We start from the raw sequence: 12,670 nt of genomic DNA on the forward strand, positions 1-12,670 counted from the left end.
GCGATTGTCAGGTAAGGAATTCCAACGCCCGTTCAAAGATCTGCGGATCCACGTTGCCGCCCGAGGCGACTACGATCACCGCATCCCCATCAATCTGATCCTTGCGAAACAGGGCAGAGGCCAGCGAAACAGCTCCGCCCGGTTCCAGCACGATCTTCAGACGCAGAAACGCAAGGGCCATGGCGCGTAGTGATTCCTGTTCAGATACCGACAGACCAGGGCCGCAAAGCCGCTGTAGGATGGGAAAGGTAATCTGCCCCGGCTGTGGCGTCAGGATTGCGTCGCAGATATTTCCGGAAGTAGCGTCGTTGCTTTGGATCGTCCCGCTTGCCAGCGAGCGTTTCACGTCTTCGAACCCTTCAGGCTCGCATGGACGAGGGCGCAGACCGGGCGCGTGACGCTCTAATGCCAGCGCTATACCAGATGTCAGCCCGCCGCCGCCACAGCAGATCAGCACGTCACCTTCGGTCACGCCCAGCGCCCGTGCCTGACGCGCCAGCTCCAGTCCCGTTGTTCCCTGGCCAGCGATCACTTGCGGTTCGTCATAAGGCCGGATCAAGGTCAAACCGCGCTCGGCAGCCAATGCCTCGCCGATGTCTTCGCGGCTTTCGCTGGCGCGGTTATAAAGGACGACCTCACCGCCCAGCGCGCGGGTGTTTTCAATCTTCAGCTTCGGCGCATCCGAGGGCATGACGATGACGGACGAGACTCCATGTTGAGCCGCTGCATAGGCAACACCTTGTGCGTGATTGCCCGAGGAATAGGCGATGACGCCCCGGTTGCGCGCCGCTTCATCCAATGCCGAAATAGCTGACCACGCGCCGCGAAATTTGAAACTGCCGGTGTGTTGCAGGCATTCGGGTTTGATCAGCACGCGGCGACCCGCGATTTCATCCAGGAAAGGCGATGACAGAAGCGGCGTCTCGCGCACGTGACCTTTCAGCCGCTCGGCGGCGGCTTCGATCATGTCTATGTTGCTCATTTGGCGTCCAATATCTTGCGGATCAGGTCTAGGGATTGAGGCTCGTTCAGGAACGGGACATGTCCTCGGTCCGGCACTTCGGTCGAGATCAATTCGGGGTGGTGTGCGTGCATCTTCTGCACCGTGGCTTTGCTCAACAAGTCGGAATTTGCACCGCGGATCACGCCGGTGTGGATCGTGCTCAGGGCGTCGAACAAAGGCCACAGGTCCGGTACCGGGGTGATGGCGGCCTGCTCGATCAGCGCTTGTCGCAATGCGGGGTCATAACGCAGCTGTAGCCCGGTATCGGTTTGAATGTATTGATGTTCTACCTGCAGTTTCCAGACGTCCTGAGCGATGCCCGGGAACTGTGGCGCCATCATCGTTTGCAGGACCTGCGCAGCCTCATCATAGGATTGTGAACTTGGGGGATTGCCGACAAAGTCCATAATCTTGGCAATGCCACCGGGTTCGATCACCGGGCCAACGTCGTTCAGGATAACACCTGCCAGCCGGTCAGGATGGCTGGCGGCCAAGGCCATGGCGATCAGCCCCCCGCGTGATGTGCCCAACAGGGTCACTTTCTTCAAGCCCAGTTGATCCAGCAGATCAACCGCATCCAGCCCCTCGCGCAGGATGTTGTAATTCATGTAGTTCGCATCAAAATCGGACTTGCCGCGCCCGCGATAATCCATCGCAATCATACGAAGATCACTCATATGTGGCGCAAGAAATGAAAAGTCGCGGCAGTTGCGCGTCAAGCCAGCCAAGCAAAGCAGAGGATGGCCCGTGCCGGTATCTTCATAGTACAGGCGTTTGCCGTCCGAGGTGGTGAAATATGCCATCAAAGCCCTGCCAATTGTGGGATCGTCGTCAGGTCCGGCAGCACATGTGCAGGTTTCCACGGCAGGCGATCCATTGGTTCGCCAGCGCGGTTGACCCAAGCTGTGACAAATCCATAGCCGCTTGCACCGGCAGCGTCCCAGCCGTTTGAGCTGACGAACAGAACTTCTTCGCGCGCGCAGCCGAAGCGGTTCTGCACCAGATCGTATACGCTGGCATGGGGTTTGAAGACCCCCACGCTTTCGACCGACAGAACATCACCCAGCACATCACCGATCCCGGCAGACTGCACCGCCCCGTTCAACATCGGGGGTGAACCGTTGGATAGGATGGCGGTCTGCAACCCACCGGCCTTCAGCGCCTTCAACATATCGGGGACCTCGGGATAGGCCTGCAATTCCCAATACAAATCGAGCAGACGCTGCCGAAGGGTGTTATCCCCCTGAAGGCCTACCGCTTCCAAGGCCCAATCCAGCCCATCTTGCGTGACATCCCAAAAGTCACAATGCGCATCAGCGACAGCACGCAACCATGTATATTGCAGTTGCTTCAGACGCCAGTGATTGGCCAACTCAGGCCATTTGCTAGCCAACGCTTCAAATCCGGGCTCTGTTGCGGCCTGCCTGGCGGCGGCGGCCACGTCAAACAGAGTGCCATAAGCGTCGAATACACACGTGGTGATAGCCATCCGATCCTCCCCTGATCGGGCGCAGGTAAACACAACCGGTTCCGGGGTTAAAGAGGGCAGGGTTTACAATGCTGTGTCAGCCTCTAGGCTGCGCCGTTCATTTCATTTCAGGCCGGAGGCCATCATGACCGCAATCAAACAAGGCGACACGGTTCGCATCCACTACACCGGAACTCTGCTGGACGGCAAAGTCTTCGACAGTTCCGAGGGGCGCGATCCGTTGGAGTTTGCGGTTGGTTCCGGGCAGATCATACCCGGACTGGACGCTGCCCTGCCGGGCATGGAGATTGGCGAGAAAAAGCGTGTCGAGATCGATTGCGTTGACGCCTATGGCCCGATCAATCCGGGCATGCGGCAGCAGATCCCGCGTGAAGGCATCCCGGATGACATTCCGCTTGAACCCGGCACGCAGTTACAGATGCAAACTCCTGACGGTCAGGCATTGCCAGTGACTGTCGTCGAGGTAGATGAGGCGACAGTGACCTTGGATGCAAATCATCCACTAGCGGGGCAAGATCTGGTCTTCGATATCGAAATCGTTTCGATCAACTGATGCTGATTGGATCAAAGGCCCGGCATATGTGACAACAACGGCTCAATCGCATCGCGCACGGGCGGTTGGGTCAGAAACACAAAGGCAATCAGCAGCGATGTGAGAATCAGCAGCAAAAGACGCGCACGTCCGCTTCCTGATTTGCGTTTCAAAGCTGGCGAGCGCGTGTTGCTCGCAAGGATCTGTTCAAGTTTGCTCATATCGTAATCCCTGCGGGGCAAAGATGTTCAAATCTTGGCACCCGCAGGGAAAGATATAGTCACATGGCCTCTGGCTGGGGCATGCCCAGAATATGATACCCGCCGTCGACGCGGATGATCTCACCCGAAGTATAGCTGCCGGCGTCGGACGCAAGATAAACGGCGGTGCCTCCGACGGCCTCCAGCGTGGCATTCGAACGCATCGGTGCGTTCTGGTCGCAGAACTTGTAGGTCTTGCGTGCACCACCAATAGCCGCACCCGCCAATGTTTTCATCGGGCCGGGCGAGATGGCGTTCACGCGAATACCCTCGGGGCCCAGATCGTTCGCCAGATAGCGCGTCGCCGATTCCAGCGCAGCCTTGGCGACGCCCATGACATTGTAGTTTGGAACAACCTTGTTCGACCCCTGATAGGTCAGGGTCAACAACGTGCCGCCATTGTCCTTCATCAGCGGATAGGCGCGACGGGCAACTTCGATGAACGAATAGGCCGACACATCCAGCGAGTGTTTGAAGTTTGCCCGCGTGGTGTTCAAGAATCGACCGGTCAGTTCGGACTTGTCCGAATAAGCGATAGCGTGGACAACAAAATCTATTGTTGGCCAGCGGGCGGACAACTCGCCAAACGCGCGATCCAGTGAATCATCATCGATCACATCCGCATTGACCATGAAGTCGCTGCCCAAGCTTTGGGCCAGCGGTTCGAGCCGTTTGCCAAATGCCTCGCCCTGATAGGTGAAAGCCAGCTCAGCGCCCGCTTCGTGCATGGCTTTGGCGATGCCCCACGCGATAGAGCGGTCATTAGCCACGCCCATGATCAGGCCGCGTTTACCCTTGAGAATATCCGACATCTTGTTCACCCGTTATACTTCGACAGAACCATGGATCCGTTGGTGCCGCCAAAGCCGAAGCTATTGGTCATCACGCTGTCCAAGCCTGCGTTTTCAACCACTTGAGTTGCAATTTCACCGGGCAGGATGCCGTCGGCAAGTGTGTCGACATTGATCGACGGAGTAATGAAATCATGTTCCAGCATGAGCAGGCAGAAGATCGCCTCAAGCGCCCCCGCTGCGCCTTGCGCGTGACCGGTCATCGATTTTGTCGATGAAATCGGAGGCACACTGCCTTCACCAAAGATACGGCGTACGGCTTCGACTTCTCCGACGTCGCCCACTGGGGTCGAGGTGCCGTGGGCATTGATATAGCCGACCTTGCGGCCTTCGGGCACGGTCGACAGCGCCAGACGCATCGCGCGCTCGCCGCCTTCGCCGGATGGTGCCACCATGTCGTGCCCATCAGATGTCGCGGCATAGCCGGTTACTTCGGCATAGATTTTCGCACCGCGCGCCAGCGCATGCTCGAGGTCTTCCAGAACCACGATGCCGCCACCGCCGGAAATCACAAATCCGTCGCGGTTCTGATCGAATGCGCGCGAGGCTTTATCAGGTGTGTCGTTGTACTTGGACGACATCGCACCCATCGCGTCGAACAGGCAGGACAGGGTCCAGTCCAGCTCTTCTCCTCCACCTGCGAACATCACATCCTGCTTTCCCAGCATGATCTGTTCAGCCGCATTGCCGATGCAGTGCAGCGAGGTCGAGCAGGCCGAGGTGATCGAGTAGTTGATACCTTTGATTTTGAACGCGGTCGCCAAGTTCGCAGAAATCGTCGAACACATGCACTTTGGCACGGCAAACGGGCCGATCCGTTTGGTTGCGCCGGTATTCAGCACGGTTTGGTGCGCAGTCAACATCGCGCTGGTCGATGGTCCACCCGAACCTGCCACCAGACCTGTGCGCGGATTGACCACCTGATCTTCGGTCAGCCCGGCGTCCGCGATGGCCTGATTCATCGCGATATGGGCATAGGCAGCACCCGGACCCATGAACCGCAGGGTCCGCTTGTCCACGTGATCGGCCACATCGATTTTCAGCGAACCGGCGATCTGGCTGCGAAAGCCGTGCTCGACCATCTGTTCGCTTGCTACGATGCCGGATTTGCCTGCTTTGAGCGAGGCGAGCACCTCTTCGGCATTGTTCCCGATCGAGGACACAACCCCCAGACCGGTGACGACTACTCGACGCATGTGCGTACTCCTTATTGCGGCCGGTCAGGCTCAGGCGTCTGACAGAACGACCTTCATATCCTTGACGTCGTATATCAATTCGCCATCGGCTTCGACGATGCCATCTGCCACACCCATGGTCAGGCGGCGCGTCTGGATCGCCTTTTTGAAATCAATCTTATAGGTCAGCATCTTCCGGTCCGGGCGCACCATGCCGGTCAACTTGACCTCTCCGACGCCAACGGCCATGCCACGTCCTTGCCAGCCGCGCCAGCCGAGGTTGAAGCCGGTCAGTTGCCACAAACCGTCCAGGCCCAGACAGCCGGGCATGATCGGATTGCCAGGGAAATGGCAGTCAAAGAACCAAAGCTCAGGTGTGATATCGAATTCGGCCAGCACATGACCCTTGCCATGCGCTCCACCGTCGCCGGAAATCTCGGTAATGCGGTCCATCATCAACATCGGCGGAGCCGGCAACTGCGCGTTGCCAGGGCCAAATAGTTCGCCGCGGGCGCATTTCAGCAGATCGTCCTTGTCAAAACTGCTCGGGAATTGGGCCATTCTGCCGCCTCTCCTGCCTGGGTCCGTTTATTACATCTGGCCTCGTCTATCACCCGTATGCAAGGTCCTGCAAGACCAGCACTCCATATCTTGTTGTGACTACAATATTCTTTGCGAATGAATTTCATTTGAAATTGCAGGCAGGGCGCACTTATATTAAGGCCAGTAAAACACAGGTATCGGATTCATGACACCTCAGAGCCGTGAGATCGCTGCAAATTGGTTGGTTGACGCAGGTTTGCGCCCCACGCGCCAAAGGGTTGCTTTGGCCGAATTGCTTGTGGGCGACGGTCTGCATCGTCATGTGACAGCGGAAAGCCTGTTTGAATCCGCAAAAGCCAAAGGTGACGCGGTTTCGCTGGCGACCGTATACAACACATTGCGGGCGTTTTGCGATGCCGGGGTGCTTCAAGAGATCACTGTTGACGGGTCCAAAAGCTATTTCGACACCAACACGCATGACCATCCGCATTTCTATTGGGAAGACGAAAGCCGTCTGAGCGATGCACCATCCGACCAATTGGTGATCCAACAATTGCCGGAAGCTCCTGAAGGCGTCGAAATCGCATCGGTCGATGTGGTGATCCGCCTGCGGAAGAAGTAACCTCTAATCCTTACATAACAACGTAACCAACGCATGCTCAGCCTGCCTGATCATCGGATCTGTCGGCCCCGTGCCATGCCGTGCCAATACAACAGATTCGGTTGCGTCTGGATCGGTGATCGGCAGGCTTATCACGCGGACCTGATCATAACTGAAGCCGTTTTTAGGGCTGGTATAGCTTATCCCGATGCCTTCCCCATGAGCGGCCAGACTACGCGAAAGCTCCAATGATTCCGCTCGGTGCGAGATTGTGGGGTTCAAACCTTTGCGTCTGAAAAGCGCGAGTACATGCTGTGCAGACAAACCCTCTTTAGACAGAATCAGTGGATATGACGCTAGCTCGGTCAGGGTGACCTGATTGGCCGCCGCCAGTGTATGATCAGGTGAAAGCAGTGCGTGTGGGGTGCTGTCGAACAACTTCTTGCAGGAAAAACCGGCATCCATGCCGAGGTCATAGGTGAGTGCAAAATCGTATCTGCCATCGATCAAGCCGGATATCAGGCCTTCGAACGTCTCAACCCCGTGTGTCAGGACGACGTCGGGCAAAGCTTCTTGCAGGCGGTGCAGAGATTGGGCCAGAAGAAAGGGTGCCAGATCGACAAAGCATCCCAGGCGCAATCGGCGCTCGCCGGTTATCGGCTGCTTTGACTGTTCCAAAAGCGCAGCTCGCTTCAACAAGGCCTCGGCCTCTTCGATGAATTTGCGGCCCTGCGGGGTCAGCGCCATCGCGGCACCCCGTCTTCGGGCAAACAGTGGATATCCCAAACGTGATTCGACCCGGGTCAGCGCATTGGACAAGGCAGGTTGCGAGACATTTAGGCGTTGTGCCGCAGCAGACAGGCTGCCATGCCGACCGATGGCGCAAACATATTCGTATTGGCGCAGAGTAAGGTATAACATATAGTTAATACCTAAATTGAAAGATATGATTTGAACAGATGTCTTATTCATGCGCAGATCGGGCGACAAATCTAAGGAGACCGCAATGACTCACCCTCTTGTTTCTCAGGCCATGATCGACAACTTCCAGACGGACGGCGTTGTGTTGGTCAAAGGCCTGTTCGCCGATCATATTGAAACCCTACGGGCCGGGGTTGCCGCGAATATGGCCGAGCCGGGTCTTTATGCTTCGGAGAACAGGAAAGATGGCGAAACCGGCCGTTTTTTTGACGACTATTGCAACTGGTCCCGTATCCCGCAGTTTCGTGAAGTGATCGAAAAATCTCCTGCTGCTGAAGTAGCGGCCGACCTCATGCAGTCGCAATCTGTGCAGATGTTCCATGACCATGTTCTGGTGAAGGAACCCGGAACCTCGATGGCAACGCCGTGGCATCAGGATGGGCCATACTATTTTGTGGATGGTCAACAGAATATCAGCTTCTGGTCACCGTTGGACCCGGTGAAACAAGCGACCTTGCGCTGCGTTGCCGGTTCGCACCGCTGGGAAAAAGAAGTGCTGCCTACCCGCTGGGTCTCGGAAGAAGGTTTCTTCCCCGACGAGGGCCAGTACATGCCGATTCCGGACCCAGATGCCGAAGGGATGAAGATTGTAGAATTTGAAATGGAGCCCGGTGATGCAGTGGCCTTCAACTATCGCACGCTACACGGGGCCCGAGGCAATACTTCCGATAGCCGACGCAGGGCATTTTCGCTGCGATTGGTTGGTGATGATGCACGTTATGTCGAGCGTCCAGGCCGGACTTCGCCGCCATTTCCGGGACATGAAATGGTGCCTGGGCAAAGGCTGCGCGAGGACTGGTTCCCAGTTCTGCTACAGCGTTAGAACCTAGAACCACTGGCCCGATTCGATCAGGCCCAGATCCAGCAATTGGCGCGAATCCCACTCGAACGGAGTTGAGTGGTTCCAGCAGAAGTTGGAGATATCAAACGTCGATCCGGCGTTCGTCTTCAATGCTTTGGCCGCCCGGAACGAACAGATCGCGGCGGTCAGGTTGTTGTGCCATGGGCAGGCGTAGGTGTTGTATTCCGGCTCATTGAAAGTGTGATCAGGCAGAAGTTTCAGATCGGGTTTTGCTTTGAACAGCGAAATCCGATCGATCCGGCGTCGTTCATACGGGATATGATCTTCGAACCGCCAGCGCAGACCACCGGACATATCCAGTTGCCGCTCTAGCGGCTTGCCAGATGCGTCATGCCGCGTGTGGGCGTAGTATCCGGTCTTGTCCAGCATTGCGTGATCGGGGGCCACTCCGTTTGGATAGGCCGTCAGATCATTCGCATAAAGATCGATCACATGGGTCAGCATGGCCTGGCGCCGTTCTTCAGAATGGAAGGCCAGTAATTCTCCGACCGAGCGGGTCTCGCAGAAAGGGTAGAACAGAAATTCAGAGTTGTAGCAGTAGTATACCCATGTGCCTTGAGCCGCCTGAATGATCCGATTGACGGCCTCAAATACTACGGTTCTGGGCGCGCAGGTCATCGTCACTCGATGAACTCTTTCCCTCAGCGCTTCATCCAGCGTGAATTCCTGGGGCAGGAATGTGATCACGGATTTGAACCCCAGCTTCAAATGATGGTGCAGCGTCCCTTCTAGCTCGACATTATCTTCGGCAAATATCAGTGCCACGGGTCCCTTGCTCAGGATCGACCGATCGGATTTCAGAAGGTGATCAAGGGATTCGTACTGCATCGTTGGTTTCGTTGCCGCCTTGCTGGAAATTCCCGCCAAATTCGGGTAATTGCGCCAGCATTGCAAGCGGCGTTCGATACGTATAGACGACGCCGACCCAGCGACTGCAAAGGCCAACCCATGTCTGAACCGAAAAAGCTGTTTATCAAGACCTATGGCTGTCAGATGAACGTCTATGACAGCGAACGCATGGCCGAAGCGCTGGGCGGACAGGGCTATGTCGAGACCAAATCGCCCGATGATGCGGATATGATCCTGCTCAATACCTGCCACATACGAGAAAAGGCAGCTGAGAAAGTCTATTCCGAACTGGGCCGTTTCAAGGGCCTCAAGGCGGAAAAACCGGACCTTAAAATCGGTGTCGCAGGTTGCGTCGCTCAGGCCGAAGGCGAGGAAATCATCCGCCGCCAGCCGCTTGTCGATCTGGTGGTGGGGCCGCAAAGCTATCATCGCCTTCCCGAGATGGAGGCGAAGACGCGCGCGGGTGAAAAGGCGCTGGATACCGAGTTCCCCGAAGAAGACAAATTCGAAAAGCTCGAGAACCGCCCCAAGGCCAAGCGCGGACCGACGGCATTCCTGACCGTGCAGGAGGGGTGTGACAAGTTCTGTGCCTTCTGCGTTGTGCCCTATACACGCGGGGCCGAGGTCAGCCGCCCGGCAGATCGCATCCTGCGTGAGGCCCGCGATCTGGTTGAACGCGGTGTGCGTGAGATCACGCTGCTGGGGCAGAACGTCAATGCCTATCACGGGGCTGGACCGGACGGAGACATGACCCTTGCCGGTCTGATCTGGGAATTGAACAAGGTCGACGGGCTAGAGCGCATACGCTTTACCACCTCGCACCCGAACGACATGGATGATGCGCTGATCGAAGCGCATGGCACCTGTGAGAAGTTGATGCCATATCTGCATTTGCCGGTGCAGTCGGGGTCGGACAAAATTCTGAAGCGGATGAACCGCAGCCATACGGCTGAAAGCTATCTGCGATTGATCGAGCGTATCCGAGAAGCGCGCCCCGATATTCTGATGTCCGGCGATTTCATCGTGGGCTTCCCGGAAGAGACGGAAGAGGATTTTCAGGCCACTCTGGATTTGGTCGAAGAGGTCAAATACGGCTACGCCTATTCCTTCAAATACTCGACGCGACCCGGCACACCTGCAGCAGAACGGCCACAGGTCGAGGCCGAAGTGGCGGATGCACGCCTGCAGCGCTTGCAAGGGTTGATCACGCGCCACCAGCGCGAGATTCAGGACTCGATGGTCGGAAAGACAGTTAATGTCCTGTTTGAAAAGCCTGGGCGGCAACCGGGCCAGATGGTTGGAAAATCCGAGTATCTGCATGCGGTTCACGTCGCGGACGCTGATATCGCGAGCGGCGACTTACGTAAGGTAAGGATAAAATCGTCTGGCGCGAACTCGCTGGGTGGTGAGTTGGTCTGATCCCTTGTGGCTGGCCCGCAAAGGGTTTTCGCCTTGAAATTTAACCCTTGATTTATGGCTTGGAACTATGTTCCGAGGAAGGCTAGATTTTTCTGGGCCGAATTTTGGGTGTCGACAAACGCACCGACCCCGCCTGACGGCCCGCCTTTGCGGAGGGTACGAGTAGTGAGCTGGATACGTTTTCCGAGTGTAAACCTTTCCCGTGTTTTGTCGGCGACTGTCGTGTTTCTATCTTGCGCTGCCCCGACTTTGGCCGGCGATGTCGTCGGGGAAGTCACTGAGCCCGACGTAATCTCGTCTCAGCGTTTCGCGCGCGACGTCAATGCGTTCTATCTGGGGGTCAGCGCCGGACATGCCTCGGGCGGTTCGGACGAGTTTGGCCTGCGCGTGAACGACGGAAACACGTTTGCTGCGGGCGACCTTAAGCCAAGCGGAAATTTCGCAGGTTTTCGCGGTGGCTGGCGCGGCATTCTGCCAGCCAGAGGTGGGCGCGACTATGTGTATGGGCTGGAAGTCGGCTATGACTTTGGCACGCTCGATGACATCACCTCGTCCCGATCCGGTGGGGCAGAGGTCAGCGGCAGATCCGCGATCTCGGATGTATTGTCCATCCGCCTGCGGAACGGGCTTACCAACCGCAGCGGCAGTGTCCTCTATTTCGTGACTGTGGGTTATGTCCGCGGCGATATCACCACGTCAGGCTCACTAACTGATGCAAGCGGGACAAGCCGATTTGAGAGCGAGGACCGCCGACAAGGTTTCTCGGCCAGCTTGGGCGCTGAACACAAACTGAACGAAAATTGGTCGATCACCGGCGAGATCGAGTATCTGCAGTTCGAATCAAAAACGGTCGAACTGGGTCCGTCATTCTCGACCAAATCGACGCCAAGCTATCGCGGACTGCGGATCGGGTTGAACTATACATTCTGATATCCGCGCGATTGGCGTTTAAAGTTGGCTGTTTCAGCGTTCATCGGCGCATTTGTCATGAGGTGTGCAAATTTTGAAACTGCCGCTTGCGTCTACCTCTTCAGTTTGTCTACGCTCAAGGTGAACCGCCAAGACAGGAGAACGGATTGGCCATCGGTGCCCTGACCCCACCGCAAGATGACATGCCCCAGCGTGAGGCGCTTGTTGAATTTCCAGACAACAGATTATTGATCGATTTGTGCGGAGAGTATGACCGCAACTTGACCGATATCGAACAGAAGCTCTCGGTGCAGATTGTGCGACGCGGCAATCAGCTTGTCGTGCTGGGCGACGAGGATTCGCAAAAGCAGGCGATTGAGGTTCTACAGGCCCTCTATACACGGCTCGAAGGTGGGCGTGATGTGGAAGCCGCAGATGTCGACCGCGAGTTGCGCATGGGCAATTCCGAGGTCGGAACTGGCACGCGCGATGGTGACCAGCTTGAGATGTTCAAGGGTGGCACGGTCGAGATCAAGACACGCAAAAAACTGGTCGAACCGCGCACCGACGCCCAGAAGGCCTATGTACAGTCGCTGTTCAACAACGAACTGGCCTTTGGCATTGGTCCCGCGGGCACCGGCAAAACCTATCTGGCCGTTGCGGTCGGGGTGTCCATGTTCATTGGCGGGCACGTTGACCGCATCATTCTCAGCCGTCCGGCGGTCGAGGCCGGTGAAAAGCTCGGTTACCTGCCCGGTGACATGAAGGATAAGGTCGATCCCTACATGCAGCCGCTTTATGACGCGCTGAATGATTTCCTGCCCGGAAAACAACTTGCCAAGCTGATCGAAGAAAAGCGGATCGAGATTGCTCCGCTTGCCTTCATGCGCGGTCGTACGCTGGCAAATGCATTTGTGGTGCTGGACGAGGCGCAGAATGCCACAACGATGCAGATGAAGATGTTCCTGACCCGGCTTGGTGAAGGTAGTCGGATGGTTATCACCGGCGATCGGTCTCAGGTTGATCTGCCGCGCGGTGTGCAGTCAGGTCTCAAGGATGCCGAACGGTTGCTGAAAACGATCCCGAATATCAGCTTCAACTATTTCACCTCGAAAGATGTCGTCCGCCATCCGCTTGTCGCCGCCATTATCGAGGCGTATGAGGCCGATGCGGGGCGCGAAACCGGATAACTTTCA

General features: G+C 56.7%; 15 protein-coding genes. 6 read left to right on the forward strand and 9 right to left on the reverse strand.

What is annotated here, in order from left to right; genetic code table 11:
- Nucleotides 1-7: 7 nt before the first annotated feature.
- From ACR0MJ_RS00245 to ACR0MJ_RS00255, 3 genes are read right to left on the reverse strand one after another with little or no spacing between them, the layout of a single operon-like run.
- Complete coding sequence (locus ACR0MJ_RS00245; RefSeq protein WP_480758330.1) at nt 8-982, reverse strand: threonine ammonia-lyase; 975 nt, start codon at nt 980-982, stop codon at nt 8-10.
- Nucleotides 979-1,806: an alpha/beta fold hydrolase gene (locus tag ACR0MJ_RS00250; protein WP_480758333.1), complete on the reverse strand. Its 828-nt coding sequence runs from the start codon at nt 1,804-1,806 to the stop codon at nt 979-981. Before ACR0MJ_RS00250 ends, ACR0MJ_RS00245 begins: the two co-directional genes overlap by 4 nt.
- A complete protein-coding gene (locus ACR0MJ_RS00255; protein WP_480758335.1) occupies nt 1,806-2,492 on the reverse strand; it encodes a haloacid dehalogenase type II in 687 nt (228 codons plus the stop codon). Before ACR0MJ_RS00255 ends, ACR0MJ_RS00250 begins: the two co-directional genes overlap by 1 nt.
- Nucleotides 2,493-2,616: 124 nt before the next feature.
- Here ACR0MJ_RS00255 and ACR0MJ_RS00260 point away from each other — a divergent pair, with 124 nt between their 5' ends.
- Entirely contained in the window at nt 2,617-3,045 is a 429-nt protein-coding gene (locus tag ACR0MJ_RS00260; protein ID WP_170397592.1) for an FKBP-type peptidyl-prolyl cis-trans isomerase, read from the forward strand.
- A gap of 11 nt (nt 3,046-3,056) precedes the next feature.
- Here the strand turns inward: ACR0MJ_RS00260 and ACR0MJ_RS00265 are convergent, their stop codons facing one another.
- From ACR0MJ_RS00265 to fabA, 4 genes are read right to left on the reverse strand one after another with little or no spacing between them, the layout of a single operon-like run.
- Entirely contained in the window at nt 3,057-3,245 is a 189-nt protein-coding gene (locus ACR0MJ_RS00265; RefSeq protein ID WP_480705656.1) for a hypothetical protein, read from the reverse strand.
- A 59-nt stretch (nt 3,246-3,304) separates the two neighbouring features.
- Entirely contained in the window at nt 3,305-4,096 is a 792-nt protein-coding gene (locus tag ACR0MJ_RS00270) for an enoyl-ACP reductase FabI (protein ID WP_480758337.1), read from the reverse strand.
- A 5-nt stretch (nt 4,097-4,101) separates the two neighbouring features.
- Nucleotides 4,102-5,331, reverse strand: coding sequence for a beta-ketoacyl-ACP synthase I (gene fabB / locus ACR0MJ_RS00275; RefSeq protein ID WP_480758340.1), 1,230 nt, complete (start codon nt 5,329-5,331; stop codon nt 4,102-4,104).
- 30 nt (nt 5,332-5,361) lie between these two features.
- Nucleotides 5,362-5,871, reverse strand: a complete 510-nt coding sequence (gene fabA / locus ACR0MJ_RS00280; RefSeq protein ID WP_170397581.1) for a bifunctional 3-hydroxydecanoyl-ACP dehydratase/trans-2-decenoyl-ACP isomerase — start codon at nt 5,869-5,871, stop codon at nt 5,362-5,364.
- A 187-nt stretch (nt 5,872-6,058) separates the two neighbouring features.
- On the opposite strand from fabA, the gene irrA reads away from it, so the two are divergent.
- Nucleotides 6,059-6,475 (forward strand): iron response transcriptional regulator IrrA, encoded by a 417-nt coding sequence (irrA, locus tag ACR0MJ_RS00285; protein ID WP_170397577.1) that lies wholly within the window; start codon nt 6,059-6,061, stop codon nt 6,473-6,475.
- Between the two features lie 3 nt (nt 6,476-6,478).
- Here irrA and ACR0MJ_RS00290 read toward each other — a convergent pair whose 3' ends face one another.
- The gene (locus ACR0MJ_RS00290) at nt 6,479-7,375 is read right to left on the reverse strand and encodes a LysR family transcriptional regulator (RefSeq protein WP_480758344.1); all 897 of its coding nucleotides are present in this window, start codon (nt 7,373-7,375) and stop codon (nt 6,479-6,481) included.
- A gap of 85 nt (nt 7,376-7,460) precedes the next feature.
- On the opposite strand from ACR0MJ_RS00290, the gene ACR0MJ_RS00295 reads away from it, so the two are divergent.
- Nucleotides 7,461-8,258 carry a phytanoyl-CoA dioxygenase family protein gene (locus ACR0MJ_RS00295; RefSeq protein WP_480758349.1) on the forward strand — a complete coding sequence of 266 codons (798 nt, stop codon included), beginning with the start codon at nt 7,461-7,463 and terminating at the stop codon, nt 8,256-8,258.
- 3 nt (nt 8,259-8,261) lie between these two features.
- Here the strand turns inward: ACR0MJ_RS00295 and ACR0MJ_RS00300 are convergent, their stop codons facing one another.
- Nucleotides 8,262-9,125 carry a glycosyltransferase family 2 protein gene (locus ACR0MJ_RS00300; protein ID WP_480758353.1) on the reverse strand — a complete coding sequence of 288 codons (864 nt, stop codon included), beginning with the start codon at nt 9,123-9,125 and terminating at the stop codon, nt 8,262-8,264.
- A gap of 120 nt (nt 9,126-9,245) precedes the next feature.
- Between ACR0MJ_RS00300 and miaB the strand changes: the two genes are divergently transcribed.
- From miaB to ACR0MJ_RS00315, 3 genes are all read left to right on the forward strand, one after another.
- Nucleotides 9,246-10,565 (forward strand): tRNA (N6-isopentenyl adenosine(37)-C2)-methylthiotransferase MiaB, encoded by a 1,320-nt coding sequence (gene miaB, locus ACR0MJ_RS00305; RefSeq protein WP_480758357.1) that lies wholly within the window; start codon nt 9,246-9,248, stop codon nt 10,563-10,565.
- Nucleotides 10,566-10,730: 165 nt separating this feature from the next.
- Nucleotides 10,731-11,495, forward strand: coding sequence for an outer membrane protein (locus tag ACR0MJ_RS00310; protein ID WP_480758361.1), 765 nt, complete (start codon nt 10,731-10,733; stop codon nt 11,493-11,495).
- 146 nt (nt 11,496-11,641) lie between these two features.
- Nucleotides 11,642-12,664: a PhoH family protein gene (locus tag ACR0MJ_RS00315; protein ID WP_170404555.1), complete on the forward strand. Its 1,023-nt coding sequence runs from the start codon at nt 11,642-11,644 to the stop codon at nt 12,662-12,664.
- The last annotated feature ends 6 nt before the right edge of the window (nt 12,665-12,670 follow it).

The sequence above is a fragment of the Ruegeria sp. C6 genome, assembly GCF_056537625.1.

Excerpts from the sequence above, each read along its gene's own strand:
- ACR0MJ_RS00245 (WP_480758330.1), bottom strand. The coding sequence starts at position 982 with ATGAGCAACATAGACATGATCGAAGCCGCCGCCGAGCGGCTGAAAGGT.
- ACR0MJ_RS00250 (WP_480758333.1), bottom strand. The coding sequence starts at position 1,806 with ATGGCATATTTCACCACCTCGGACGGCAAACGCCTGTACTATGAAGAT.
- ACR0MJ_RS00255 (WP_480758335.1), bottom strand. The coding sequence starts at position 2,492 with ATGGCTATCACCACGTGTGTATTCGACGCTTATGGCACTCTGTTTGAC.
- ACR0MJ_RS00260 (WP_170397592.1), top strand. The coding sequence starts at position 2,617 with ATGACCGCAATCAAACAAGGCGACACGGTTCGCATCCACTACACCGGA.
- ACR0MJ_RS00265 (WP_480705656.1), bottom strand. The coding sequence starts at position 3,245 with ATGAGCAAACTTGAACAGATCCTTGCGAGCAACACGCGCTCGCCAGCT.
- ACR0MJ_RS00270 (WP_480758337.1), bottom strand. The coding sequence starts at position 4,096 with ATGTCGGATATTCTCAAGGGTAAACGCGGCCTGATCATGGGCGTGGCT.
- fabB (WP_480758340.1), bottom strand. The coding sequence starts at position 5,331 with ATGCGTCGAGTAGTCGTCACCGGTCTGGGGGTTGTGTCCTCGATCGGG.
- fabA (WP_170397581.1), bottom strand. The coding sequence starts at position 5,871 with ATGGCCCAATTCCCGAGCAGTTTTGACAAGGACGATCTGCTGAAATGC.
- irrA (WP_170397577.1), top strand. The coding sequence starts at position 6,059 with ATGACACCTCAGAGCCGTGAGATCGCTGCAAATTGGTTGGTTGACGCA.
- ACR0MJ_RS00290 (WP_480758344.1), bottom strand. The coding sequence starts at position 7,375 with ATGTTATACCTTACTCTGCGCCAATACGAATATGTTTGCGCCATCGGT.
- ACR0MJ_RS00295 (WP_480758349.1), top strand. The coding sequence starts at position 7,461 with ATGACTCACCCTCTTGTTTCTCAGGCCATGATCGACAACTTCCAGACG.
- ACR0MJ_RS00300 (WP_480758353.1), bottom strand. The coding sequence starts at position 9,125 with ATGCAGTACGAATCCCTTGATCACCTTCTGAAATCCGATCGGTCGATC.
- miaB (WP_480758357.1), top strand. The coding sequence starts at position 9,246 with ATGTCTGAACCGAAAAAGCTGTTTATCAAGACCTATGGCTGTCAGATG.